Below are 23,122 nucleotides of genomic sequence, written 5' to 3'. Positions count from 1 at the left end.
ACGCAACGTGTCGTCGACGTCTCGGATGGCGCGCAGGTGGGCGTACTTGCGCCTGTGACCTGTGGATTTCTCGCGCAGACGGTCCCGGGCGCACCGGCGGGGGGCGGCAGTCGGACACGCGACGCCGTCCGGCCGTGGTTTCCTTCGCCCTGCGCAGCCGTGCGTGATGGTGTGCCTGGGCCTGGTCAGTCCCCGTTGCCTTTCCTGACCCTGCTCGGGCAGTGCGAACCCCTCGTTCGCCGCGGTGCCGACCGCCACCTGTACAAACCCGTGGCGAACCGTTGCCTCCCCGATGGGGTCTGGCGCAGTACGCACCTTGCTGGAAAGGAAACACCCCTTCGTGAAGGCAACCTTCCCGGCGTCCGGCCGACGCCGGATGCTGGACCACTCCCTGCTCGTCCTCGGCTCCGGCGCTCTGGCGACCGCCATGGCCGTCCTCACCCTCGGCCCTGGTGTCAGCTCCGCCTCCAGCCACCGCGAGGCCCCGCTGATCGCCGGTGATCCGCGTGCCGACAACACCGACGTGTACGCGTTCACCAGCCCCGACAAGTCCGACACCGTCACCCTGCTGGCGAACTGGATCCCGTTCGAGGAGCCCAACGGCGGACCGAACTTCTACGCCTTCGGCGAGGACCTCCGCTACAACATCAAGATCGACAACACGGGTGACGGCAACGCCGACATCACGTACACCTGGCGGTTCAAGAACCGGACTCGCGACGATGCGAACCAGTTCCTCTACAACACCGGCCAGGTCACCACCTTGGACGACCCGGACCTGAACTTCCGGCAGGTCTACGACCTCATCGAGACCCGCGGCAACAAGAGCAGGACTCTGCTGGCCAACGTGCCCGCCGCGCCCTCCCGCGTCGGTCCGGCCTCCATGCCGAACTACGCCTCCCTGCGCGCCCAGGCCGTGCGCTCCCTGCCGGGGGGCGGAAAGACGTTCGCCGGACAGGCCGAGGACCCCTTCTTCGCCGACCTTCGGGTCTTCGACCTGCTGTACGGCGGCGACCTGTCCGAGCGTGGGCAGGACACGCTGGCCGGCTACAACGTCAACTCCGTCGCCCTGCAGATCCCCAAGAAGTACCTGGCGCTCAACTACACCCCGTCACGCAACCCGGTCGTGGGGATCTGGTCAACCACCGACCGCAAGGGCGTGCAGGTCTCCGACTCGCGCACCGGGCACGGCGACAAGTGGAAGCAGGTCTCCCGCCTGGGCAACCCGCTGGTCAACGAGGTCGTCGTCCCGCTGAAGTACAAGGACGCCTTCAACACCCTCAACCCCGACCAGGACCGCACCGTCCAGCCGGTCGTCGACAAGGTCCTCGACCCGATCCTGCCCAAGCTGATCCAGCAGGTCTACGGCGTCCCCGCACCGCCCGCCCCGCGCAACGACCTCGCCGAGATCTACCTCACCGGCATCTGCAAGGCGTGCGGGCCCATCCAGGCCGACCTCAACGCCCACCGCCTCAACCGCGACGCAAACCTCCGCAAGATCGTTCCCGCGGAGGAGCTGCGCCTCAACATGACCGTGCCCCCGGCCGCGAACCCGAACCGGTACGGAGTCCTCGCCGGTGACCTGGCCGGATTCCCCAACGGACGCCGCCTGACCGACGACGTCATCGACATCTCGCTGCAGGCCGTCGAGGGCGCCGCCCAGACCGGACAGCTCGTCCCCGCGCTCGCCGACGGCGACAAGGTCAACGCCAACGAGGTTCCCTTCGGTACCTCGTTCCCCTACCTGGCCCTGCCGCACACCAAGTCCGTCAACAGCGGACCGTCCGGCATGGCCATGAGCAAGGAGAAGTCCGCGGCCTCCCTCGGCGGCGTGGGAGCCGTCCTGCTGGCGGCGGCCGGATGGCGGATGCGCCGCCGCAACCGCGGCTGATGTGACGCCACCGCATCATCAAGGCTCCCGGGGCCAGACCGCGCCCGTTCAGGCCCCGGGAGCGCGTCACTCACGCAGGAAAGACCCCCTCCAATGCAACCTGACCCGCCCACGCCAGCGCGCGGCCGGCGCCGAGTGAGAACCATCGCCGTCACCTTCGCGCTGGGCGCCGCCATGTTCGCCGCCGGAGCCGTACTCATCCCGGCTGTCCCCCCTGGTCCACCGCCCCTGCGTGCCTCCGCACCCCCTGGCGCAGCCGCCCACCCCGCGGTCGCGGTAGCGGCTTTCACCGCGCGCCTGAAGCGTCTGCCGGGCGACTGGGACACGTGGTCGGACCTTGGAATGGCCCGCATCGAGCAGGCCCGGACCACGGCCGACCCCGCCCTCTACGCCACGGCCGAGAAGGCCCTGCGCCGCTCCCTCTCCTTGCAGCCCACCGGCAACAGCACCGCCGAATCCGGCATGGCCGCGCTCGCCGCCGCCCGCCACGACTTCACAGACGCCCGCACCTGGGCCCGAAAGGCCATCACCAGCGACCCCTACAACCCCGCCGCGTACGGGGTACTCGCCGACGCCCACACCCAACTCGGCCAGTACCGCGACGCCGAACGGGCCGTGCAGAAGATGAACGACCTGCGCCCCGATGCCTCATCCCTGGCCCGCGCCTCCTACGTCTTCGAACTGCGCGGCAGCACCGTGCGAGCCACCGAACTGATGCGGCGCTCCCTGACCGCAGCCACCACCGACAGCGAGCAGGCTTTCGCCCACGCCTGCCTGTCCAGCCTGGCCCTTGAGGACGGCGACGCCCCCCTCGCACTGAAGGAAGCCGACCAGGGGCTGCGCAAGACACCGGCCGACCCCGCACTCCTCGACGCCCGAGCACGTGCCCACGCCGCTCTCGGCCAGACGGCTCAAGCACGCGCCGACTGGCAGCGCGCCACGGACATCGCACCCCTGCCACACCTCCTGCTCGCCCTCGGCGAGACGCACCAGGCTCTCGGACACGGCGAACAGGCCAAAGCCCAGTTCACGCTGCTCCGGGCCCAGGACACCCTCCGAACATCCGCCGGTGACCCGCCCGACACCGACGCCATCCTCTTCGAAGCCGACCACGGCAGCCCCGCCCGCGCCGTCACCATGGCCGAACAAGCCCTGCGAACCAGGCCGTTCGTCGCCGTCCACGACGCCTACGCCTGGGCCCTGCACAAAGCGGGCCGACACCGCGAAGCCCTCGACCAAGCCGACCAAGCCCTCGCGCTCGGCACCCGGCACGCACTGTGGCGCTACCACCGCGCCGCCATCCACCACGCCCTGGGCAACCAAGCGGCCGCCACCGCCGACCTGCAGGCAGCACTCGGCCCCGCCTCCGCACTCAACCCGCTGCACGCCGCCCACGCGCGTGCCCTCCTCAAGCGAATCGGCACCCCATGACCCCCGCACACGGCGCCCTCACCGCAGCCACCGGCCTGCTCACCGCCCTCTGCGGCCTGACCACCCCCGCCGCAGCAGCCGCACCCGCTCACCCGCTGGGCAACTTCACCGTCAACTACCACACCGGCCTGACCCTCCACCCAGACCGCATCGACGCCACCGTCATCGTCGACCGCGCAGAAATCGCCGCCCTCCAAGAACGCTCCCTCATCGACACCGACAACAACAACGACATCACCGGCGCCGAAACCACCCGATACGCGCGCACCACCTGCGCAACGCTGGCCGAGCGACTCCACCTGCGCACCCCCGCAGGCCCCGCACCATGGAGCCCCAAGGCCGCACGGCTCACCTGGGAACCCGGCGAGGCGGGACTCAAAACCAGCCGCCTCACCTGCGTCTACACCACTCCCGCCCCCCTCGAGCGCGGCGGTGACATCAGTGTCGACACCCGCTACGACACCAACCGCATCGGATGGCGGGAGATCACCGCCAAGGGCATCGGACTGCGCATCACCGGAACCGAACTCCCCACCACCTCAGCCACCCAGGAACTCCGCCGCTACCCGCCCGACCCACTGGCCACCCCACTGGACCAGCGCACCGCCGAACTGCACACCACCCCCTCCAACGGCACCACCGACACCACCACGCCCGCCGCCGGTCCGGCGGGGACACCTGGCGGCCGGATCGCAGGCTGGTTCGACGCGCTCGTCTCCCGGCACGAACTCACCCTTCCCATCGGCCTTCTCGCTCTCCTCCTCGCCATCATCCTGGGGGCTTCCCACGCTCTCCTGCCCGGCCATGGCAAGACGATCATGGCCGCCTACCTCGCCGGACGCCGCGGAACCCGCCGCGACGCCGTCACCGTCGGCGCGACCATCACCCTCACCCACACCGCAGGCGTACTCGTCCTCGGCCTCGCCCTCCCCACCGCAACCCACCTCGCCGGCGAAACCGTCCTGGCCTGGCTTGGCACCGCCAGCGGACTCATCGTCACCGCCATCGGCCTGTGGCTTCTCACCCGCGCCCTCCGCAACAAGCCCGCCCACGGTCACCACCATCACCACCACGGGCACCATCACGACCACCATCACGACCACGACCACCATCACGGGCGTGACCACCACCACGACCACGATCACGGGCGCCACCACGAGCACGGGGCGGGGCACCATCCGGCTTCGCCGACGGCAGACCGTACTGGTGCGGCGGTATCTGCTACCGCCTCTCCTCGCCTCCTCACCGCTCCGGCCCCGGTCCCCGCCTCGCGCAGAACCCAGGAGCAGACGCCCTCCGAGCACACCCACGCCCCCCGCCCGGCCGGAAAAGCCGGCTTGATCGGTATGGGCATCGCCGGCGGACTCGTTCCCAGCCCCTCCGCGCTCGTCGTCCTCCTCGGCGCCGTCGCCCTCGGCCGCACCGCCTTCGGCGTGCTCCTCGTCCTCGCCTACGGCCTGGGCATGGCCGCCACCCTGACCCTGGCCGGACTGCTGCTCCTCCACGTCAAACACCGCATCAAGCAGGCTGGTGATCAGCCCCGGCTGCGCCGGCTCGTCGGTGCCGCCGCGCGCATCGGACCGGTGGGCACTTCCGCCCTGGTCGTCGTGGTCGGACTCGGACTGACCGTACGCGCCCTCACCCCCTGAATGCTTGGGAGACCTGCCAGCTGGCCCTGTCTCGGCAGCCCGCTCCGGTCGCGCAAAGGGTTGCATCAGGGCGGTCGAGTGTTGGCCGGCGGCTGCGTGCCGGGGGACCGAAGTCGTGCCCCAGACTTGGAGGCGGAACGTCGGCCAACGCGCTTCTTCATGGGGCGCGTTCTCCGGCAGGCCGGCCCCGCATGCCGGCATCCCTTACTCGCGAACGCCGACAGGGTTCCTGCACAGCCGGGTCACCCGTCGGCCCGACCCCATGGGCATGCGGGAGGCAGTGGGCTTTCAGGTCCGCTCCGTGTTGCAGCGTTTATAGGTCGGCGAGGGCCTCGACCATGCCGTCCGGCAGCCCGGTGGCGGGGGGATCCGGTGGACCGCGTGACGTAGCGGTGGCGGTCGCCGGGCGGGAGCGCCATCCGCCCCTCGACGACCCGCCACTGTCGTACGCCGACCGGAACAGGGTGGAGCAGGGCGGGCATCGCGCCGTGAGGGCACAGCCTGATCACCGCGGCAAGCAGCCTTGGTGATGGGTGCGGCCAGGTTTCCTGCCGCGGACCCGGTCAGCTGGTGCACGAGGGTCGGCAGTACTCACCGGCCTGTGGTGGCGATTTGAGGGCTGTGGCCGCGAGAAGAGGGAGCGGCCACAGCCGCGCGTCGGGCATGCCGCTGCTCCGCGCGTAACAGCGATAATCGCCCCTTTGGGGCACATGCCCGCGCAGGCGGGGCCGTGGCAGCGGAGCCGTTCCCACGCAGGGGCTGCCCGTCACCGTGGGAACGGCTCCGCCGGCCGCGTCTCACTGGGTTCGGTGCGGCCGGGGGCGTTGGACCCGCAGACGGATACGCGTGTGGAGTCGACGAGGTGTGAGCAGGGGGGTGATCTGCGGCAGGACACCGTCGGCCACTGCGGTCAAGACCTCGCCGGGGTGTGCTGTGCCGTTCACGGTCAGGGTGATGGCCAGGCGCATCGTGCCCCGGCGGCCGGTGAGGCTGCAGCGGGCCCGCACGACCCCCGGGACGGCGGCGCAGCCGGTCCGGACGGCGTGGCGGACGGCGCGGCTGTCGAGTTGGCAGCCAGGGGCGGGAAGGTTCAGGCGGCGCCGGCCCGGGCGCCGGATCTGTGCGGTGAGCAGGACCAGTGAGGCGGCGAGGGCGGCACTGCTCGCGGCGAGGAGCAGGCGGTGATCCGTGGGCTCCAGGTGGCGCAGGGCAGCTGTGAGGATCCTCTCCTCGCCCCACCGGGTGGCGGCGGCTCCCGAGGCCAGGAGAGCGAGACCGGTCAGGGCGAGCGCCGTCCGGTTGGCCACGGTGCGGCTACGCATTCCCGTCCTCCTGTGCAGGCCGCCGGTCGGGGGCGGTGTGCGGGTCCTGGGCGGGGCGCAGGAGGAGCCGTACTTGCGGGGGGTGTCGCAGGACCATGCTCCTCAGGGTGCGCTCGATGGTCGTGTTGGTCGTCCCGCGGACGTCGTGCGGTGTGCCGTAGGCCGCTTCGGCGCGGACGGTGACCTTGCGCGGGGTGAAGTGGACGGAGTGGACCCGCAGCCCGGGCACCTCGGTGACGGCCGCCCGGATCAGGCGCGCGGCGTGCGTGCGGCTGATGACCGCCCGGGCCGACCGGGGGCAGCCCAGGGGCAGCAGGCGTCTGTGTCCGGGAGTGGCGGCCAGGAGAACCAGCCATGCCCCGGCAGCGGCGGCCGCCAGGGCTGCCGGCCGCGCGAGAGACCGGCAGCCGGACAGGGAAGCCCACTGCCGCACCTGCTCCCACGGCGGCGCGGCAATGCCGGGCAGGTGCTGGTGCAGGACGGACCACAGCGTCAGTGCGGCCAGGACGCCCACGGCCAAGGCCGTACCCGTGGCGGCGGCACGACGCGGGGACCACAACCTGCCGACCGTGGCCGGCTGCTGCTCGGCCTCTGGCAGGGGGCGGGCGGCGAGTGGGTGGAGCCTGCGGACCCGCAGACGTGCGGGCGTGACGGCCAGCCCGGTCAGGTGCCGGGTGCGGTCGGTCAGGTGATCGCGGAGGTGGACCATCCGGCCCGTGTCGGCCGGTGCGGACGGGGGGAGGTCCACCTCCACAGTCACCTCGACGTGGCGCCCGCGGGTGGTGGCCGCCGACCTGAGGACGTGCCCGCCGGTCTTGGCGGTGGCTTCGGCGGCCGCCTGCCGGGCGATCTTGGCCGTCACCCGGTCGGCGACGGTGGTGACGCCCCGCTCGGCGGTGTTCACCGGTGCCTGCGCTCGGCGATCAGGAGGTCGCGCAGGTCTCCGCCCCGCTCGGCGTGGCGGCCGGCCGCGTAGCCGAGCCCGCCGAGGGCGGCGACCAGGAGGAAGGCCCCGAAGCCCCCGAACCAGCCGGCGAATCCCAGTGCCATCCCGACCATCAGCCCGAGGACGTCCCTGCTCATGGCTGCTGCCTTCCTTCCCTCGTCGACGTTGTCCGTGCGGTGACGCGGCGCGAGCCGCTCACGCCACCCGCGTCTCGATGGTGTTGTCGTCCTCGTCGTCTCCGGGCAGGTGGACGTCGGTGACGGCGATGTTCACCTCCACGACCTCCAGGCCCGTGATCCGCTCCACCGCGGCGATCACGTTCTCCCTCACGTCGCGGGCCACGTCCGGAACCGGAACGCCGTACTCCACGACCAGTTCCACATCAATGGCGGCCTGGCGCTCGCCCACCTCGACCTTCACGCCGCGGCCCACGTTCGGGCGCCCGCCGGGCACCCGGTCGCGGACCGCGCCCAGCGTCCGGGACAGGCCGCCGCCCATGTCGTGGACACCGGGGACCTCCCGCGTCGCCCGCCCGGCGATCTTGACGACGACGGTGTCCGCGATCGACGTCCTGCCGTGCGTGCCGCCGGGCTCGTCGACCTGCGTGCGGCCGGCGCCGGGTACCGGGCCGGCCGCGTGGTCCATGCGGACCGGGGTCTTCTCCTGCGTTGCCGTCATGACTGCTCCCTCGATGGGGTCGGTGTGTGCTTGCACTGCTTTGACACCGCGAGAGCGCGGTGCGTTACGGACCTCTTGTCGTGAACGGGTGAACGAAAGTTCGGATCCGGGTGGCGTAACGAAAGCCGGGCGGGCGGTGTCAAAGCGGTGGAGGCTGGAAGGAGCCCGCGTTGAAAGCTCGGTGGGGCCCGGACGACGATGAGGAGACGGCCGAGGCCGGCGACCGGCTCTTGGCGGTACGGGCCGCGGAAGGAGACGAGGAGGCGTTCGAGATGCTGGTCCACTGCCACTCGCCGGCCATGATGCAGCTCGCCGAACGCCTGATGGGCAGCCGGGCCGAAGCCGAGGACGCCGTCCAGGACGCCTTCCTCAGCGCGTGGCGGAGCCTTCCCGAGTACCGGGGCGAGGCGGGGTTCCGCACGTGGCTGTACCGCATCGTCACCAACCGGTGCCTGAACCTGCTGCGGGCCCGCAGACCCGCGGCCGACCTCGACGCGGTCGCCGAACCGGCCGCACCGGAACACCAGTCCTCACCCGCCCGCGCCGCCGAGTCGCACGCCGCCGTACGCGACCTCGCCCAGGCCATGGGCAGCCTGTCCGCCGAGCAGAAGGTCTGCTGGGTCCTGCGAGAGATCGAAGGACAGCCGTACGAGACGATCGCCCAGGCGGTGGGCATCCGGCCCGAAGCGGTCCGCGCACGCGTCTTCCGGGCCCGGCGCATGCTGACGGAGGCGATGGTCGCATGGCGATGAACACCCCCCACCCCCACGAGAATCCCGACGAGAACCCGGACGACGAAGACCTCGAACTCCTCGCCTGCGGCAGGGACCTGGCCACCGTATGGGAGCACGCCGACCGGCCGGACACCGACCCGCACACCGCCACCTGCCCCTCCTGCAGACAGGCCGTCGCCGACCTGGAACACCTCCGGGCCGCCGTACTCCCCCCGGCCGCTCCACCCACCGACATCGACACCACCGCCGTGGTGCGACGCGTCATGGACGCGGTCCGCCTGGAGTTGCGCCCGGGCCGCACCCTGCCCCTGGGCGAGGCCGGTGAGGACAGCTGGATCTACGAGTCCGTCGCCGCCCGCACCCTGCGCACCGCCGCCGAGCAGGTGCCCGGCGTGCTGGCCGGAAGCTGCCGCATCACCCCGCCCGGCAGCCGCACCCACCCCGCCCGCGGCCCCTCCACCGTCCACCTCCGCATCACCGTCGTCTACGGACAAGACCTCCCAGACACCATCTGCGCGGTGCGCGAAAGCCTGATCCGTGCCGCCCGACAGCACCTCGGCCTGGCCCTCGGCGACCTGGACGTCACCGTCATCGACCTCCACGACCCTCCCACCCAGCCGCAGGAGGCCAGGCCGTGAACAGCGACCGCGCCAAGGTCCTCACCCAGCAGGTCACCGACGCCGTCCTGGCCGTCCCCGGCGTCGCGTGCCTGCGTCCCGGCCTGCGCTCCCTGCTGCGGGCGGGCAGCTCACGACAGCCGGCTGCCGCCGACCGGTCCGATCCGGGCACCGCGGTGCACATCGCCTACGACTCCCGGGGCCGGACCACCGCCCTGCGGATCGACATCGTCGTCCGCGCACAGCACCAGGCCGCCCACACCGCCAGTGCCGTACGGGCGGCGGCCGCGGAGGCGGCAGCCACCACACCGGGCGCTGTGCGGGTGACCGTCACCGGCATCGTGTGACCGGTCGACACCCATCCGGCCGGCGTTGTCAGAAGGACGGTGGACAGGTGAGGAGCACCCACAGGGCGAGCGACCACACGCAGGCCGCGGCGCTGAGCAGCCGATGGCGCCGGATGCGCTCCGGCGCCACAGGATCCGCCCCCGCCCCGCCCGGGCCGACGCGCACCACCCAGCCCGCCGCGGACGCGGCCGGGCACGCGGGCCTGGGCGTGCCGCCTTGCCGCAGTGCGGGCGTCACGGGGGGGGACGACACGGGGGCGGGTGTCACAGGGGCGGCCGGGCGGTGTGCCGGACGCCGCACGTCCGCCCCCGGACACCGGTCACCGCGCGCGGCGCGGGACCGGGTCACCTCGCCGTGCTGGGCCAGGCCGGCCAGGAACCGCCGGTAGGCCTCCTTGCGGCCACCCCGGGGTGCCGAACGGCCGTGCTCCCAGGACCGCACCGTCGCCGGTGTCACCCCGAACGCCGCCGCCACCTGCCTGGTCGACAGGCCCCACCGCTCCCGCAGCCAGCGCCGCTCGTCCGGCTCGGGCAGGTCATCCTGCCTGCGCCGCGACGCCCCTGCCGCAGGGAAGGCGAAGGTCTGACGAGGGATCACCTGCTGATGCGCTGTTGTCATACCTATGTGACAATCCGTGCGCACCGGCCGTGATGCGAGGTTACGGATGATCACCCGGACGCAGCAGCGCCACACGCCCACGCATGAGGAGTCGCCGCCCGACGGGGCCCGTCACGCACGGGGAGTGGCAGAAGACTGCCACGGCGAGGAATGACCGCCGTGGCTCTGTCGATGACGAAGAGCAGCGCTTCTCGGGCGGTTCGGGAGGCGCTGCCCGCGTCGGATATCGATGGCTTCAGACAGCAGTTCGGTGCCGACTGGCAAGACGCCGTGTGCCCCTCGTCCGGGGCCCGAGACAAAAGCGCTGGCTACGGGCGTAGGTGGCGACCCTCATCCCCCGTTGCCGAGTGCCGGCGGGTGCCTCCCGTTCTCGTCGACATCGAGGTCCAGGCTCGGGTGAGTGCCTCCCGAGGGTGTCGACAACCGCTGTCGTGTGACGTCGACAAAGCCAACCGCCGGGTGGCCCGTGTCCGCTCGACGCGAGCACGGGCCACCGGCCTGGTACGGGTCAGCGTGCTCTAACGCGCACACGGTGGCGGCGGCCCGGTCGCCCGGCCGGGCCCAACGCCAGGAGCGGCGCCAGAAGGCGCGGTACGAGGAGGAGCGGTACGACCGTCATCGCCCGGAAGATCACCGGCCGGTCACCTTCCACGCGCCCGGCGCCGAGGGGCGGCCCAGGTCGCGCTCCATCGCCAGGAGCCGGCCGACCGGCCGGGAGGTGGCGGTATGGGACACGGTGCGGCCGCTGCGGCACCAGCCGGCCAGCGCATCGAGCAACGCGGAGTCGCAGAACGTGATGGCTCGGGTGTCGAGATCGAGATGCCGGTATCCGTAGGCCGCGGCCGTGGTCAGTACGACCCTCAGCGGTGTCGCGGTGAAGTGGTCGACTTCACCGGCGAGCCGCATCCGCAGGGTGTCACCGCACGAGACGCAGCTGAGGTCCACTGCGGGGGCGTCCGCCTCGTCCGTGTCCGGCAGGGCGACTATCGGGGAACTGATCATGATGCTCACGCACTCACAACACCCCCGGGCCGGGCCGGGGAAACGGTGGCACCAGCTGCTTCACCTGCGCGGTGGCCCGGATCGGGGCGCAGAGGGGGAACTGCGCCCGAGGAGCGTCACAGACCGCAGGCTGAGGTGTCCAACCGTCTGGCTGGAGTGTGAGCCGCTGCGTGGCCGGACGTCAATTACAGCGGAGCGAAGCGCCCGACGGACCGGATGCCATAGAGCTGATCGGAAATGCCACGGACCGGGGACGTGGTGCGGCTATGTCCCTGCAGGCCGCTACGCGATCTCCAGGCACCATGCCAACGAAGTCAAGAGTTTCGTTCGGTCGCGTGACCAGGGGTTTTCTAGCGGAGTAGGCCGTGTGCCGTGCGGGGTGGCGGCGTGAGGGAGCCGGCGGGCCGGGGCGTGGCCCCGGCACGTGCCGGTGGTGGTCTGGTCGGTGGTCGGTACGAAGGGATGGCTGGGGAATGACTCGGACTCTGATTACCGGTGGTCTGGTGATCACGGCCGCAGACGAGGTGCACGCGGATGTGCTGATCGAGCACGGCCGGGTGGTGGCCCTGGCGGCGCCTGGGACGCAGGAGTGGGCGGCGGACCGGGTGATCGACGCGTCGCAGAAATACGTGATCCCGGGCGGCGTCGATGCCCACACCCACATGGAGTTGCCTTTCGGCGGCACGTTCGCGTCGGACACATTCGAGACGGGGACGCGGGCTGCGGCGTGGGGCGGGACCACGACGATCGTCGACTTCGCGGTGCAGGCGAAGAGCGAGCCGCTTCGGGCCGGCCTGGATGCCTGGATGGCAAAGGCGGACGGCAACTGCGCGGTCGACTACGCGTTCCACATGATCATGTCCGACGTGAACGAGTCGACGCTGCGGGAGATGCCGAAGCTGGTCGAACTCGGCGTTTCCTCGTTCAAATTGTTTATGGCGTATCCGGGGGTCTTCTATTCGGACGACGGGCAGATCCTGCGGGCGATGCAGGTGGCCGGTGACACGGGCGGGCTGATCATGATGCACGCCGAGAATGGCATCGCAATCGACGTCCTGGTCGAACAGGCCCTGGCGCGGGGCGAGACCGATCCCCGCTACCACGGCGAGGTCCGCAAGGCGCTGCTTGAGGCTGAGGCCACTCACCGGGCGATCCAGCTGGCCCGGGTCGCGGGCAGCCCGCTGTACGTGGTGCACGTGTCGGCGCAGGAGGCCGTGGCGGAGCTCGCCGCCGCCCGGGACATGGGGCTGCCGGTCTTCGGCGAGACGTGCCCGCAGTACCTGTTCCTGTCCACGGACAACCTGGCGGAGCCGGACTTCGAGGGCGCTAAGTACGTGTGCTCGACGCCGCTGCGGCCGAAGGAGCACCAGGCGCCGCTGTGGCGGGGCCTGCGGACCAACGACCTCCAGGTGGTGTCGACGGACCACTGCCCGTTCTGCTTCGTCGGGCAGAAGGAGCTGGGCCGGGGCGACTTCTCGAAGATCCCCAACGACCTGCCGGGCGTGGAGAACCGTATGGATCTCCTCCACCAGGCCGTCGTGGACGGGCATATCTCGCGCCGCCGCTGGATCGAGATCGCCTGCGCGACCCCGGCCCGGATGTTCGGCCTGTATCCGCAGAAGGGGACGATCGCCCCCGGCTCGGACGCGGACGTCGTCATCTACGACCCGCACGCCACCCAGGTCCTGTCGGCCGAGACCCACCACATGAACGTCGACTACTCGGCGTACGAGGGGAGGACGATCACCGGTCAGGTGGAAACGGTCCTGTCCAGGGGTGAGCTCGTCGTCGACCAGCGGAAGTACACGGGGCACGCGGGGCACGGGGCGTTCGTGCCGCGCGGACTCTGTCAGTACCTGGGCTAAGCGGCCTGGGGTCTCATCGCACCGACTCGAACTTGGAGGTCCCCGAGTGGACTTCGGACTCGTCCTGCAGGCCGACCCGCCCGCCTCGCAGGTCGTCGGCCTGATGCGCCGGGCGGAACGCAACGGCTTCCGCTACGGATGGACCTTCGACTCCGCCGTGCTGTGGCAGGAGCCCTTCGTCATCTACAGCCAGATCCTGGCCAACACCACCAAGCTGCACGTCGGCACGATGGTCACCAACCCGGGGACGCGTACCTGGGAGGTGACGGCCTCCACCTTCGCCACCCTCAACGACATGTACGGCAACCGGACCGTGTGCGGTATCGGCCGCGGCGACTCCGCGATGCGCGTGGCCGGCCGCAAACCCAACACCCTCGCCCGCCTCGGCGAGGCCATCGACGTCATCCGCGACCTCGCTGAGGGCCGCGAGGCGGAGGTCGACGGCAACCCGATCCGCATCCCCTGGATCAAGAACGGAAAACTCCCCGTCTGGATGGCCGCGTACGGCCCCAAGGCCCTCGCGCTCGCCGGGCAGAAGGCCGACGGCTTCATCCTCCAGCTCGCCGACCCCTTCCTCACCGAATGGATGGTCAAGGCGGTCAGGACGGCCGCCCAGGACGCCGGCCGCGACCCCGACGCCCTCACGATCTGCGTCGCCGCCCCCGCCTACGTGACCGCGGACGACTCGCCCGAGGCCCTCGCGCACGCCCGCGACCAGTGCCGCTGGTTCGGCGGCATGGTCGGCAACCACGTCGCCGACCTCGTCGCCAAGTACGGCGAGCACTCCGGCATGGTCCCCGAGGAGCTCACCGCGTACATCAAGGACCGGCAGGGCTACGACTACTCCCACCACGGCCGCGCCGACAACCCCGACACCGCTTTCGTCCCCGACGAGATCGTCGACCGCTTCTGCCTCCTCGGCCCCGCCGAGGCCCACGTCGACAAGCTCCGCCGGCTCAAGGACCTCGGCGTCCACCAGTTCGCCGTCTACGCCATGCACGACCACCGCGAGGCCACCATCGACGCCTACGACTCCGAGATCATCCCGTCGTTCCGCTGAGCGGCGGCGGAAGAGGGGCGGTCGCCGCTCAGGAGGGCCCCTCCCGGGGCGGCAGGGAGGCGATGCACTCCGCGTCGATCTGATCGGCGACGGAGTGCAGCTGACCGGCGAGCGACAGATCGCCGTCGAAGTCCGCGTCGGTCTCGTCGTCCGTGTCCAGCGAGCCGTCCGCGAGCCTGCGCAGCAGGGCGGTGACCTCGCCCAGGGGGATCAGCAGGCCGGCCCCGCCGGCGGATATCAGGGTGAGCGCCAACGCCATGGTGGATCGCCTCCGAGACTCGTGGGGGCGGGGCCGTGCCGGCTCCCGCCCGGGTTCATTCCGTCGCGCGGTCCGTTCCTGCCGCGGCTTCTACCCGCTGAGCTCCCCGTGACGCATCGCGCGCCCCGCGGTCTCCCGGCCTGCCCCCGCTCCCGCCCCTGACCACCGCAAACGCGGGTGAGAACCACCCCGAACACCTGATAGATTGATGTTCGTCGCCGCGAGGAAACGAACAGGCGGCCAACACCTTGTCCGGGTGGCGGAATGGCAGACGCGCTAGCTTGAGGTGCTAGTGCCCTTTATCGGGCGTGGGGGTTCAAGTCCCCCCTCGGACACGATCGACGACGAGCCGTGTGCTCCGGTGGAAACCGGAGCACACGGCTCGTTCTCGTGTGCCCCTGCCCCTGCCTCCGCCCCTGCCCGTGCGCGTGTCGCCCGGGCCGCTCAGGCGGCCGGTGGGCGGATGCCCGTCGTGCGGGTGATCCAGGCCAGGTGGGACGTGATCCGGGTGTTGACCGCCGGGGTGTCCGTCGCGCAGCCGCGGCCGTAGGAGACCAGGGCGGCCAGGACGGGACGGCCGGCGGGGGAGCGGTGGACGAGGGGGCCGCCGGAGTCGTAGACGCAGGTGTCGCGGCCGGGGGACCAGGTGCAGAGCTGGGCCGGGGTGAGGCCGTCGACGCCGCGGAGCGCGCAGGCGCCGTTGGAGAGGGTGTCCAGGGTGACCGTGCGCAGCACGGGCGAGGGCTCCGCGCCGAAGGCGGTCGCGCCCCAGCCGGCGGCCTCCAGCCGGGTGTGGGCGAACGTTTCGCCCGGGGAGGGCAGGGCGACCGGGCGCACCCCGTCGCCGGGCCGGACCGGGGCCGCCAGGGTGATCACCGCGAGGTCGTCGTGCTGGGTGCGGCGGTCGTAGCCGGGGTGGGTGGTGAAGCGGGCGGGGCGGACCACGCGCGCGTGGCGGGACTCCGCCGCCGTCCGCAGGTCGTGCCCGCCCAGGAGCACCGCGACCCGTCCGGTGTCGGCGTACGAGCCGGTCAGGCAGTGGGCGGCGGTCAGGACGTGCCGGGGACCGACCAGCACGCCGCCGCAGAACTGCCGGTCCCGCCCGGTGTCGACCAGCGCCGCCGCGTACGGGTGCGCCCCCGGGGCCGCCTCCCTGCCGCCGACGATCGCCGTCGCCTCACGCGGTGCGACCGGCGCCGTCGCCAGGAGGATCCCCAGGAGCGCCGCCGTCACCGCCCTCGCCCGTCCCAATGTGCCCTCCGTGCCCTCGACGCGGCGTGTCCCTGGCGTCAACGAGCCGCCGCGGGGCAGGTCACCCGTCCGCGTCGGGGAGCCAGCCGGGGACGGCCGAGGCGGCCGCCGCGTCCCAGGCGGCCGGGCCGCCGGGGAAGGGCCAGGCGCGGGTCGGGTCGGCGGAGGCGGTGACCGCCTCCAGCTCGGCGGCGAGGCGGCGGGCCGCGTTCGCCGCCCGCGTGCGGTGCGGCGGACCGTCCTCCAGCGCCGCCATCCGCTCCTCGTACGCCCGCACCGGACGCTCCGCGCACAGCGCCACCCACTCCGCGTCGACCGACCGGGACAGGACGAGCACCGGAGGCCGGCCGCCCTCCGCGAGCGCCGCCGTGAGCCGGTCGTGGCCGTCCAGGACGACGGGGACGTTCAGACCGCTGATCCACCAGGCGAACACCGGCGGCAGCACGCCCTCCCGGTACTGGCGGCGGTAGGCCTTCACCCGGGGTGCGTCCGGGGCGGACGGGGCCCGCAGCGGCAGCAGGTCGCGGGCGTCGCCGGCCGGGTCGCCGTACCCGAACCAGGTCAGGTGTCCCCGGTCCCGGTCGTGCGGCAGCAGGTGCTCCCAGTGGCGCTCGACGAACCAGCCGCCGGCGTCCGGGCCCAGCCGCCACGCGCCCGCGTGGAGCGGTCCCGCCTCCGCCGCGCGCAGCTCCGCCTCCGCGTGCGCCGCCCACCGCTCGGTCCACGCCCCGCCGCCGGGCGGCGCGTACGCCGCGTACGCCCGGGCCCGTTCCGCCCGCAGCGGTGCCAGCGGGGACGCGTACCGGCCGGTGCGGGCGTAGTGCACGCCCCGGCGGGTCGCCCGCTGCCGGGCGAAGAGCACCGGCACCGGACCCCCGCCGGCCGCCTCCTGGACCAGCACCAGCCGCCGCCCGTCGGCGCATTCCATCCGCAGCCCGGGCCGCACCGGGAAGTCCACACGCATGGGGGAACCCTAGGGGGCGTCCCGCCGGCCGGGCCGGGCTCCCGGAGTGCCGCCGGACGGGCCGGGCCCCGTCAGGGCACCCGCGCGGTCCACTCCGGCGACGAGAACTTCGTCTCCGCCAGCTCCTCGGCGAGGGCCAGCTCCTCTCCGGTGACCCGGCCCTCCGCCAGGCCGTACCGCTGCCGGAAGGAGGCGACCATCCGCTCGATCACCGCCCCGCGCGGCAGGCCGGTCTGCCGGCGCAGCGGGTCGACGCGCTTCCCGGCGCTCTTCGTGCCCTTGTCGGAGAGCTTCTCCCGGCCGATCCGCAGCACCTCGGTCATCTTGTCGGCGTCGATGTCGTACGCCATCGTCACGTGGTGCAGGACCGCGCCGTCGCCGGTCACCACCCGCTTCTGCGCCGCACCCGCGATCTTCCCGGCCTCGGTCGCGATGTCGTTGAGCGGCTGGTACCAGGCCTTGACGCCCATGTCGCCGAGGGCGTCGAGCACCCAGTCGTCGAGGTAGGCGTAGCTGTCGGCGAAGGACAGGCCCTGCACCAGCGCGTCGGGGACCGACAGGGAGTACGTGATGGTGTTGCCGGGCTCGATGAACATGGCGCCGCCGCCGCTGATCCGGCGCACCACGCGGATGCCGTGCCGCTCGGCGGCCTCCGGGTCCACCTCGTTGCGCAGCGACTGGAAGCTGCCGATGACGACGGCGGGCGCGCCCCACTCCCAGACCCGCAGGGTCGGCGGCCGCCGGCCGGCCGCCACCTCCGCGGTGATCACCTCGTCGAGCGCCATGTGCAGGGCGGGGGACTGCGGCGGCTCGTGGATCAGCTGCCAGTCGTAGTCGGTCCAGTCGGTGGCGTGCGCGAGCGCGCGGCGGACCGCCACCCCGACGCCCTCGCTGGTGAGGCCGTACATCCGGGTGCCCGGCGGCAGCGCCGCGTCGATCCGGGCCGCGAGCCCGGAGGCCTCGGTGTCCGCGGGGGCTCCCTCCAGCGCCCGGTCGATGGCGAGGATCGCCTCGTCGGGTTCGAGGAAGAAGTCGCCGGCCACCCGCACCCGGGCCAGCGCCCCGTCCACCACGTCGAGATCGACGACGACCAGCTTCCCGCCGGGGACCTTGTACTCGCCGTGCACCGGACCGACCTGCCTCTCGGGACTCGCGCGCCCCTCTGGACTCGCGTGACTCTCGGAACCCGTGGAGCTCTGGGAACCTGCGGAACCCGTGGAGCTCTCGGAACCCGGGGAACCTGCGGAACTCGGGGTCAAACCGTCCAAAGCGTACTCCTGGCGCCGTCCTTCCGGGCCGGACCGAGGCCCTGTACCGGTTGTCGGAGCCGCGTGCTTAGCTGGAGCCATGATCGAGTCCTTCCTTGAGCACGTCCTCGACGGCGGCACGACCGAGGTGGAGGCGGCCGTCCGCAAGGCGGCCGCGGCGGAGATCATGCCGCGCTTCCGGCAGCTCGCCGACCACGAGATCGTCGAGAAGAAGGGGCCGTACGACCTGGTGACGGTCGCCGACCGGGCCGCCGAGGAGCACCTCACCGAGGCGCTCACCGCCCTGCTGCCGGGCTCCGTGGTGGTCGGCGAGGAGGCCGTCCACGCCGACCCGGGGCTGTACGACGCGCTGCGCGGCGACGCGCCCGTCTGGATCGTCGACCCGGTGGACGGCACCCGCCAGTTCGTCCACGGCGACCCCGGTTTCTGCACCCTGGTCGCCCTCGCCCGGCACGGCGAGCTCCTCGCCTCCTGGACCCACGCGCCCGCGCTGGGCGAGTTCGCCGTCGCGGTGAGGGGCCGCGGCGCCTTCCTCGACGGACGGCCGCTCCGCTCGGGATCCCCCGCCCCGGGCGCGGTCCTGGAGGTCGCCACCTCGCACCCCGACTACACGACGCCCGATCAGAAGCGGGCCCTGCTGGGCCTGGTGACCGAGGGCGTCCGGCCCCGCCCGTGCGGCTCGGCCGGCCTGGAGTACCTGGCCGTCGCCCGGGGCGAGCTCGACGCCACCGCCTTCAGCTGGGAGCTCGCCTGGGACCACGCGGCCGGACTGCTGCTGGTCGCGGAGGCGGGCGGCGCCCAGACCACCGTCACCGGCGAGCCGTTCAGGATCACCGGGGACAACGCCCTGCCGTTCACGGCGGCCAGGGACGCGGCCACCGCCGAGCGGATCCGCGCCCTCCTCGCCGGCGGCGCGGCCGGGGCGTGAACCGTGCCCGCCCGCGCGGCCCCGTGGGCGAGCGGACCGCCCCCGGGGGCCCGCTCCGCCCCCGCGCGGCCCGGGCCTATCCTGGCCCTGCCGAACCGCCGGCCGACGTGAGGAGTCCGAGGTGACGTCGCTGCTCGACGCCGTCGTCGTGGGGGCGGGCCCCAACGGACTGACCGCCGCCGTGGAACTGGCCCGCCGGGGCCTCTCCACGGCCGTCTTCGAGGCGAAGGAGACCGTCGGCGGCGGAGCCCGCACCGAGGAGCTGACCCTCCCCGGCTTCCGCCACGACCCCTGCTCCGCCGTCCACCCGCTCGGCGCCGGCTCCCCCGTCCTGCGGACCATGCCGCTCGCCCGCCACGGCCTGGAGTGGCTCCACCCCGAACTGCCCATGGCCCACCCCTGGGACGACGGCACCGCCGCCGTCCTCTCCCGCTCCGTCGCCGAGACCGCCGCCTCCCTCGGCCCGCGCGACGCCGGCACCTACCGCCGGCTCGTCACCCCGTACCTCGGCCGGTGGGACACGCTCGCCCGGGACTTCATGCAGCTGCCGCTGACCGCGCTGCCCCGCGACCCGGTCACCCTCGCCCGCTTCGGGACCGCCGGACTGCCGCCCTCCACCTGGCTGCTGCGCCGCTTCCGCGACGAGAAGGCCCGTGCCCTCCTCGCCGGCCTGGTCGGGCACGTCATGGCGCCCCTCGACGGCTTCGCCACCTCCGCCGTCGGCCTCGTCTTCGCGCTCGCCGCGCACGCCGTCGGCTGGCCGGTGCCCCGGGGCGGCTCCCAGGCGATCCCGGACGCCCTCGTCTCGTACCTCACCGAGCTCGGCGGCACCGTCCACACCGGCTTCGAGGTCAAGCGGCTCGACGACCTGCCGCCCGCCCGCGCCTACCTCTTCGACACCTCGCCCACCGCGCTCGCCCGCATCGCCGGCTTCGGCGCCCACCGCTACGCCGGCTACCGCTACGGCGCCTCCGCCTTCAAGCTCGACTACGCGCTCGACGGCCCCGTGCCCTGGACCGCCGAGGCCGCCCGCCGGGCCGGCACCGTCCAGATCGGGCCCACCGCCCGGGAGATCGACACGGCCCTGCGCCAGGCCTCCTCCGGCACCGCCCCCGACACGCCGTTCCTCATCACCGCCCAGCCCAGCCTCGTCGACCCGAGCCGCGCCCCCGGGGGCCGGCACGTCTTCTGGGCGTACGGACACGTGCCCAACGGCTGGCGCGGCGACCTCACCGACGCCGTCGAGCGGCAGATCGAGCGCTTCGCCCCCGGCTTCCGCGACCGGATCCTGGCCCGCGCCACCGCGGGCCCGCCCGAACTCGCCGCCCGCAACGCCAACTACGTCGGCGGCGACATCGCCTGCGGCGCCGCCCGGGGCCTCCAGCTCGTGCTCCGCCCCACCCTCTCCCCGTGGCCCTACCGCACCCCCCACCCGGCGGTCTTCCTCTGTTCCGCCGCCACCCCGCCCGGTCCCGGCGTCCACGGCATGTCCGGGCACAACGCGGCCAAGGCCGTCTGGCGCCACCTCAGGAAGCCCGACGGCCGGGGAACCTAGACTCGGCCCATGGCGAAGTACATCGACGTGCACCCCGAGAACCCCCAGCCGCGCATCATCGACGGCGTGGCCGACTCGATCCGCAAGGGCGGGCTGATCGCCTACCCCACCGACTCCTGCTACGCGCTGGGCAGCCGGATCGGCAACCACGACGGCCTCACCCGCATCCGGGAGATCCGCCGCCTCGACGACCGGCACCACTTCACCCTGATGTGCGCGGACTTCGCGCAGCTCGGCCAGCTCGTGCACATCGACAACCGGGTCTTCCGCGCCGTCAAGGCCGCCGTCCCCGGCGCGTACACCTTCATCCTGCCCGGCACCAAGGAGGTGCCCCGCCAGCTCCTCCACCCCAAGAAGAAGACCGTCGGCGTCCGCATCCCCGACCACGTCGTCACCCAGGCGCTGCTCGCCTCCCTCGGCGAACCCCTGCTCTCCAGCACCCTCCTGCTGCCCGACGAGGCGGAGCCGCTGACCCAGGGCTGGGAGATCAAGGAGCGGCTCGACCACCAGGTCGACGCCGTCCTCGACTCCGGCGACTGCGGCACCGTCCCCACCACCGTCGTCGACTTCTCCAGCGGCGACCCCGAAATCGTCCGCGTCGGCGCGGGGGACCCCACCCGCTTCGAGTGACCCCCGCCGGGAGCGGGCCGGCGGTCCCCGGACGGCCCGCCCGGACGTCCATGTCGTTTTCCTGCCAGCCGGGTGTCCGCGCATCCCCGATCCTGGATCCATGCACACCGAGACCGAGCGCTGTGTGCGGGCCGTCCAGTCCAAGGACGCCCGCTTCGACGGCGTCTTCTTCACCGCCGTCCGCACCACTCGGATCTACTGCCGTCCCAGCTGCCCGGCGGTCCCGCCCAAGCCCGAGAACATGGAGTTCCACCCCAGCGCCGCCGCCTGTCAGCGGGCCGGCTTCCGGGCCTGCAAGCGCTGCCGCCCCGACACCAGCCCCGGCTCCCCGGAGTGGAACGTGCGGGCCGACGCCGTCGCCCGCGCCGTCCGGCTCATCCAGGACGGCGTCGTCGACCGGGAGGGCGTACCCGGGCTCGCCCGCCGGCTCGGCTGGTCCACCCGGCAGATCGAGCGCCAGCTCCTCGCCGAGCTGGGCGCGGGCCCGCTCGCCCTGGCCCGCGCCCAGCGCGCCCAGACCGCCCGCACCCTCGTCGAGACCACCGCGCTGCCCTTCGGCGAGATCGCCTTCGCGGCCGGCTTCGCCTCGATCCGCTCCTTCAACGACACCGTCCGCCAGGTCTTCGCCCTCACCCCGGGCGAGCTGCGCGCCCGCGCCGCCCGGCCGGCCGCCCCCCACACCCCCGGCGTGATCGCCCTCCGGCTGCCCTTCCGCGCCCCCCTCGAACCCTCCAACCTCCTCGGCCACCTCGCCGCCACCGCCGTCCCCGGCGTCGAGGAGTGGCGGGACGGCGCCTACCGGCGCACCCTCGCCCTCCCGTACGGGCACGGTATCGTCGCCCTCGCCCCGCGCCCCGACCACATCGCCTGCCGGCTCTCCCTCACCGACCCGCGCGACCTCACCCACGCCATCAGCCGCTGCCGCCGCCTCCTCGACCTCGACGCCGACCCCGTCGCCGTCGACGACCGGCTCCGCACCGACCCGCTGCTCGCGCCGCTCGTCGACAAGGCGCCCGGGCGGCGCGTCCCCGGCACCGTCGACCCCGCCGAGTTCGCCGTCCGGGCCGTCCTCGGCCAGCAGGTCTCGACCGCCGCCGCCCGCACCCACGCGGCCCGTCTCGTCACCGCGCACGGCGTCCCCGTCGAGGACCCCGAGGGCGGCCTCACCCACCTCTTCCCGACCCCCGGGGCGCTCGCCGGGCTCGACCCCGGGACCCTCGCCCTGCCCCGCAGCCGGCGCGCCACCCTGCTCACCCTCGTCCGGGCCCTCGCCGACGGCACCCTCGCCCTCGGCCCCGACACCGACCGCGCCGAGACCCGCGCCCGGCTGCTCGCCCTGCCCGGCTTCGGCCCCTGGACCACCGAGCTCATCGCCATGCGGGCGCTCGGGGACCCCGACGCCTTCCTCCCCGGCGACCTCGGCGTCCGCCGCGCCGCGGAGCTGCTGGGCCTGCCCGGCACCCCCGCCGCGCTCACCGCCCGCTCCGCCCACTGGGCGCCTTGGCGCGCCTACGCTGTCCAGTACCTGTGGGCGACCGACGGCCACCCGATCAACCACCTCCCCGCGTAAGGAAGTTCCGCCATGCCCCGCACCGTCGTGCACACGGTCGTGGACAGCCCCTACGAGCCGCTGACCCTGGTGGCCGTCGACGGCGTCCTCAGCCGGGTCCACATGACCGGACAGCGCCACCGCCCGCCGGAGGAGAGCTTCGGCGACCCCGACCCCCGTCCCTTCGGGGAGGCGGTCCGCCAGCTGGACGCCTACTTCGCGGGCGGGCTCACCGCGTTCGACCTGCCGCTGCACCTGGAGGGGACCCCCTTCCAGCTGCGCGTCTGGGAGCAGCTGAGGCTCATCCCGTACGGGGAGACCCGCACCTACGGCGAGCTGGCCGAGGCCCTCGGCAACCCCGGCGCCTCCCGCGCGGTCGGCCTGGCCAACGGCAAGAACCCGGTCAGCGTCATCGTCCCCTGCCACCGGGTCGTCGGCTCCGGCGGCAGCCTCACCGGCTACGGCGGCGGCCTCGACCGCAAGCAGCGCCTGCTCGCCTTCGAGTCGGGCGGCGCCGGGCTGCCCGAGGCGCTGTTCTAGCGGGCGCCCCGTCGACG

General features: G+C 73.1%; 23 protein-coding genes and 1 tRNA gene. 14 read left to right on the top strand and 10 right to left on the bottom strand.

Annotated elements, in window-relative coordinates; genetic code table 11:
• Nucleotides 1-376: 376 nt before the first annotated feature.
• From IE287_RS09560 to IE287_RS09550, 3 genes are all read left to right on the top strand, one after another.
• Complete coding sequence (locus IE287_RS09560; protein ID WP_189848649.1) at nucleotides 377-1,891, top strand: DUF4331 domain-containing protein; 1,515 nt, start codon at nucleotides 377-379, stop codon at nucleotides 1,889-1,891.
• Nucleotides 1,892-2,233: 342 nt separating this feature from the next.
• Nucleotides 2,234-3,322: a tetratricopeptide repeat protein gene (locus IE287_RS09555; protein ID WP_229883366.1), complete on the top strand. Its 1,089-nt coding sequence runs from the start codon at nucleotides 2,234-2,236 to the stop codon at nucleotides 3,320-3,322.
• The gene (locus IE287_RS09550) at nucleotides 3,319-4,971 is read left to right on the top strand and encodes a HoxN/HupN/NixA family nickel/cobalt transporter (RefSeq protein WP_189848489.1); all 1,653 of its coding nucleotides are present in this window, start codon (nucleotides 3,319-3,321) and stop codon (nucleotides 4,969-4,971) included. The genes IE287_RS09555 and IE287_RS09550 overlap by 4 nt, the downstream gene beginning before the upstream one ends.
• A 797-nt stretch (nucleotides 4,972-5,768) precedes the next feature.
• Here IE287_RS09550 and IE287_RS09545 read toward each other — a convergent pair.
• Genes IE287_RS09545 through IE287_RS09530 form a run of 4 tightly spaced genes read right to left on the bottom strand, consistent with a single transcriptional unit; the run spans nucleotide 5,769 to nucleotide 7,917 of the window.
• On the bottom strand, nucleotides 5,769-6,293 hold the full coding sequence (locus IE287_RS09545; protein WP_189848488.1) for a hypothetical protein: 525 nt from the start codon (nucleotides 6,291-6,293) through the stop codon (nucleotides 5,769-5,771).
• The gene (locus tag IE287_RS09540) at nucleotides 6,286-7,197 is read right to left on the bottom strand and encodes a DUF6286 domain-containing protein (protein WP_189848487.1); all 912 of its coding nucleotides are present in this window, start codon (nucleotides 7,195-7,197) and stop codon (nucleotides 6,286-6,288) included. Before IE287_RS09540 ends, IE287_RS09545 begins: the two co-directional genes overlap by 8 nt.
• The gene (locus IE287_RS09535) at nucleotides 7,194-7,376 is read right to left on the bottom strand and encodes a hypothetical protein (RefSeq protein WP_189848486.1); all 183 of its coding nucleotides are present in this window, start codon (nucleotides 7,374-7,376) and stop codon (nucleotides 7,194-7,196) included. Before IE287_RS09535 ends, IE287_RS09540 begins: the two co-directional genes overlap by 4 nt.
• Before the next feature lie 58 nt (nucleotides 7,377-7,434).
• A complete protein-coding gene (locus tag IE287_RS09530) occupies nucleotides 7,435-7,917 on the bottom strand; it encodes an Asp23/Gls24 family envelope stress response protein (RefSeq protein ID WP_189848485.1) in 483 nt (160 codons plus the stop codon).
• 170 nt (nucleotides 7,918-8,087) lie between these two features.
• On the opposite strand from IE287_RS09530, the gene IE287_RS09525 reads away from it, so the two are divergent.
• The 3 genes from IE287_RS09525 to IE287_RS09515 are packed head-to-tail and all read left to right on the top strand — an operon-like array spanning nucleotide 8,088 to nucleotide 9,615.
• Complete coding sequence (locus IE287_RS09525) at nucleotides 8,088-8,669, top strand: RNA polymerase sigma factor (protein ID WP_229883365.1); 582 nt, start codon at nucleotides 8,088-8,090, stop codon at nucleotides 8,667-8,669.
• Nucleotides 8,660-9,289, top strand: a complete 630-nt coding sequence (locus tag IE287_RS09520) for an Asp23/Gls24 family envelope stress response protein (RefSeq protein WP_229883364.1) — start codon at nucleotides 8,660-8,662, stop codon at nucleotides 9,287-9,289. The genes IE287_RS09525 and IE287_RS09520 overlap by 10 nt, the downstream gene beginning before the upstream one ends.
• Nucleotides 9,286-9,615, top strand: a complete 330-nt coding sequence (locus IE287_RS09515; RefSeq protein ID WP_189848484.1) for a hypothetical protein — start codon at nucleotides 9,286-9,288, stop codon at nucleotides 9,613-9,615. Before IE287_RS09520 ends, IE287_RS09515 begins: the two co-directional genes overlap by 4 nt.
• A 28-nt stretch (nucleotides 9,616-9,643) precedes the next feature.
• On the opposite strand, the gene IE287_RS38430 is transcribed toward IE287_RS09515, so the two are convergent.
• Entirely contained in the window at nucleotides 9,644-10,234 is a 591-nt protein-coding gene (locus tag IE287_RS38430; RefSeq protein WP_229883363.1) for a helix-turn-helix domain-containing protein, read from the bottom strand.
• A gap of 630 nt (nucleotides 10,235-10,864) precedes the next feature.
• Nucleotides 10,865-11,245, bottom strand: coding sequence for an STAS domain-containing protein (locus IE287_RS09505; protein WP_189848483.1), 381 nt, complete (start codon nucleotides 11,243-11,245; stop codon nucleotides 10,865-10,867).
• Nucleotides 11,246-11,709: 464 nt separating this feature from the next.
• Between IE287_RS09505 and hydA the strand changes: the two genes are divergently transcribed.
• Nucleotides 11,710-13,101, top strand: coding sequence for a dihydropyrimidinase (hydA, locus tag IE287_RS09500; RefSeq protein WP_189848482.1), 1,392 nt, complete (start codon nucleotides 11,710-11,712; stop codon nucleotides 13,099-13,101).
• 46 nt (nucleotides 13,102-13,147) lie between these two features.
• The gene (locus tag IE287_RS09495) at nucleotides 13,148-14,161 is read left to right on the top strand and encodes a TIGR03842 family LLM class F420-dependent oxidoreductase (RefSeq protein ID WP_189848481.1); all 1,014 of its coding nucleotides are present in this window, start codon (nucleotides 13,148-13,150) and stop codon (nucleotides 14,159-14,161) included.
• 28 nt (nucleotides 14,162-14,189) lie between these two features.
• Here IE287_RS09495 and IE287_RS09490 read toward each other — a convergent pair whose 3' ends face one another.
• Complete coding sequence (locus IE287_RS09490) at nucleotides 14,190-14,420, bottom strand: hypothetical protein (RefSeq protein ID WP_189848480.1); 231 nt, start codon at nucleotides 14,418-14,420, stop codon at nucleotides 14,190-14,192.
• Nucleotides 14,421-14,670: 250 nt separating this feature from the next.
• On the opposite strand from IE287_RS09490, the gene IE287_RS09485 reads away from it, so the two are divergent.
• Nucleotides 14,671-14,755, top strand: a tRNA-Leu gene (locus IE287_RS09485).
• A 109-nt stretch (nucleotides 14,756-14,864) separates the two neighbouring features.
• Here IE287_RS09485 and IE287_RS09480 read toward each other — a convergent pair.
• The 3 genes from IE287_RS09480 to lplAB form a co-directional block, all read right to left on the bottom strand.
• Nucleotides 14,865-15,671 carry a serine protease gene (locus IE287_RS09480; RefSeq protein WP_229883362.1) on the bottom strand — a complete coding sequence of 269 codons (807 nt, stop codon included), beginning with the start codon at nucleotides 15,669-15,671 and terminating at the stop codon, nucleotides 14,865-14,867.
• Nucleotides 15,672-15,732: 61 nt separating this feature from the next.
• On the bottom strand, nucleotides 15,733-16,635 hold the full coding sequence (locus tag IE287_RS09475) for a hypothetical protein (protein WP_189848479.1): 903 nt from the start codon (nucleotides 16,633-16,635) through the stop codon (nucleotides 15,733-15,735).
• A 71-nt stretch (nucleotides 16,636-16,706) separates the two neighbouring features.
• Nucleotides 16,707-17,762: a lipoate-protein ligase LplAB gene (lplAB, locus tag IE287_RS09470; protein ID WP_189848478.1), complete on the bottom strand. Its 1,056-nt coding sequence runs from the start codon at nucleotides 17,760-17,762 to the stop codon at nucleotides 16,707-16,709.
• A 220-nt stretch (nucleotides 17,763-17,982) separates the two neighbouring features.
• On the opposite strand from lplAB, the gene IE287_RS09465 reads away from it, so the two are divergent.
• The 5 genes from IE287_RS09465 to IE287_RS09445 all read left to right on the top strand — a co-directional run bounded on the left by IE287_RS09465 (nucleotide 17,983) and on the right by IE287_RS09445 (nucleotide 23,105).
• Nucleotides 17,983-18,831, top strand: coding sequence for an inositol monophosphatase family protein (locus IE287_RS09465; protein ID WP_189848477.1), 849 nt, complete (start codon nucleotides 17,983-17,985; stop codon nucleotides 18,829-18,831).
• Nucleotides 18,832-18,952: 121 nt separating this feature from the next.
• Nucleotides 18,953-20,386, top strand: coding sequence for a phytoene desaturase family protein (locus IE287_RS09460; RefSeq protein ID WP_189848476.1), 1,434 nt, complete (start codon nucleotides 18,953-18,955; stop codon nucleotides 20,384-20,386).
• A gap of 9 nt (nucleotides 20,387-20,395) precedes the next feature.
• Nucleotides 20,396-21,016 carry an L-threonylcarbamoyladenylate synthase gene (locus tag IE287_RS09455; RefSeq protein ID WP_189848475.1) on the top strand — a complete coding sequence of 207 codons (621 nt, stop codon included), beginning with the start codon at nucleotides 20,396-20,398 and terminating at the stop codon, nucleotides 21,014-21,016.
• A 100-nt stretch (nucleotides 21,017-21,116) separates the two neighbouring features.
• Nucleotides 21,117-22,586 (top strand): AlkA N-terminal domain-containing protein, encoded by a 1,470-nt coding sequence (locus IE287_RS09450; RefSeq protein ID WP_189848474.1) that lies wholly within the window; start codon nucleotides 21,117-21,119, stop codon nucleotides 22,584-22,586.
• Between the two features lie 12 nt (nucleotides 22,587-22,598).
• Nucleotides 22,599-23,105, top strand: coding sequence for a methylated-DNA--[protein]-cysteine S-methyltransferase (locus IE287_RS09445; RefSeq protein ID WP_189848473.1), 507 nt, complete (start codon nucleotides 22,599-22,601; stop codon nucleotides 23,103-23,105).
• Nucleotides 23,106-23,122 lie beyond the last annotated feature (17 nt).

It is taken from the genome of Streptomyces omiyaensis, assembly GCF_014650895.1.
Taxonomy (GTDB): domain Bacteria; phylum Actinomycetota; class Actinomycetes; order Streptomycetales; family Streptomycetaceae; genus Streptomyces; species Streptomyces omiyaensis.
This window is presented reverse-complemented; position numbering and strand designations above follow the sequence as displayed.

Excerpts from the sequence above, each read along its gene's own strand:
- IE287_RS09455 (WP_189848475.1), top strand. The coding sequence starts at position 20,396 with ATGGCGAAGTACATCGACGTGCACCCCGAGAACCCCCAGCCGCGCATC.
- IE287_RS09475 (WP_189848479.1), bottom strand. The coding sequence starts at position 16,635 with ATGCGTGTGGACTTCCCGGTGCGGCCCGGGCTGCGGATGGAATGCGCC.
- hydA (WP_189848482.1), top strand. The coding sequence starts at position 11,710 with ATGACTCGGACTCTGATTACCGGTGGTCTGGTGATCACGGCCGCAGAC.
- IE287_RS09450 (WP_189848474.1), top strand. The coding sequence starts at position 21,117 with ATGCACACCGAGACCGAGCGCTGTGTGCGGGCCGTCCAGTCCAAGGAC.
- IE287_RS09465 (WP_189848477.1), top strand. The coding sequence starts at position 17,983 with ATGATCGAGTCCTTCCTTGAGCACGTCCTCGACGGCGGCACGACCGAG.
- IE287_RS09560 (WP_189848649.1), top strand. The coding sequence starts at position 377 with ATGCTGGACCACTCCCTGCTCGTCCTCGGCTCCGGCGCTCTGGCGACC.
- IE287_RS09490 (WP_189848480.1), bottom strand. The coding sequence starts at position 14,420 with ATGGCGTTGGCGCTCACCCTGATATCCGCCGGCGGGGCCGGCCTGCTG.
- IE287_RS09545 (WP_189848488.1), bottom strand. The coding sequence starts at position 6,293 with ATGCGTAGCCGCACCGTGGCCAACCGGACGGCGCTCGCCCTGACCGGT.
- IE287_RS09520 (WP_229883364.1), top strand. The coding sequence starts at position 8,660 with ATGGCGATGAACACCCCCCACCCCCACGAGAATCCCGACGAGAACCCG.
- IE287_RS38430 (WP_229883363.1), bottom strand. The coding sequence starts at position 10,234 with ATGACAACAGCGCATCAGCAGGTGATCCCTCGTCAGACCTTCGCCTTC.
- IE287_RS09550 (WP_189848489.1), top strand. The coding sequence starts at position 3,319 with ATGACCCCCGCACACGGCGCCCTCACCGCAGCCACCGGCCTGCTCACC.
- IE287_RS09445 (WP_189848473.1), top strand. The coding sequence starts at position 22,599 with ATGCCCCGCACCGTCGTGCACACGGTCGTGGACAGCCCCTACGAGCCG.
- IE287_RS09555 (WP_229883366.1), top strand. The coding sequence starts at position 2,234 with ATGGCCCGCATCGAGCAGGCCCGGACCACGGCCGACCCCGCCCTCTAC.
- IE287_RS09535 (WP_189848486.1), bottom strand. The coding sequence starts at position 7,376 with ATGAGCAGGGACGTCCTCGGGCTGATGGTCGGGATGGCACTGGGATTC.
- IE287_RS09530 (WP_189848485.1), bottom strand. The coding sequence starts at position 7,917 with ATGACGGCAACGCAGGAGAAGACCCCGGTCCGCATGGACCACGCGGCC.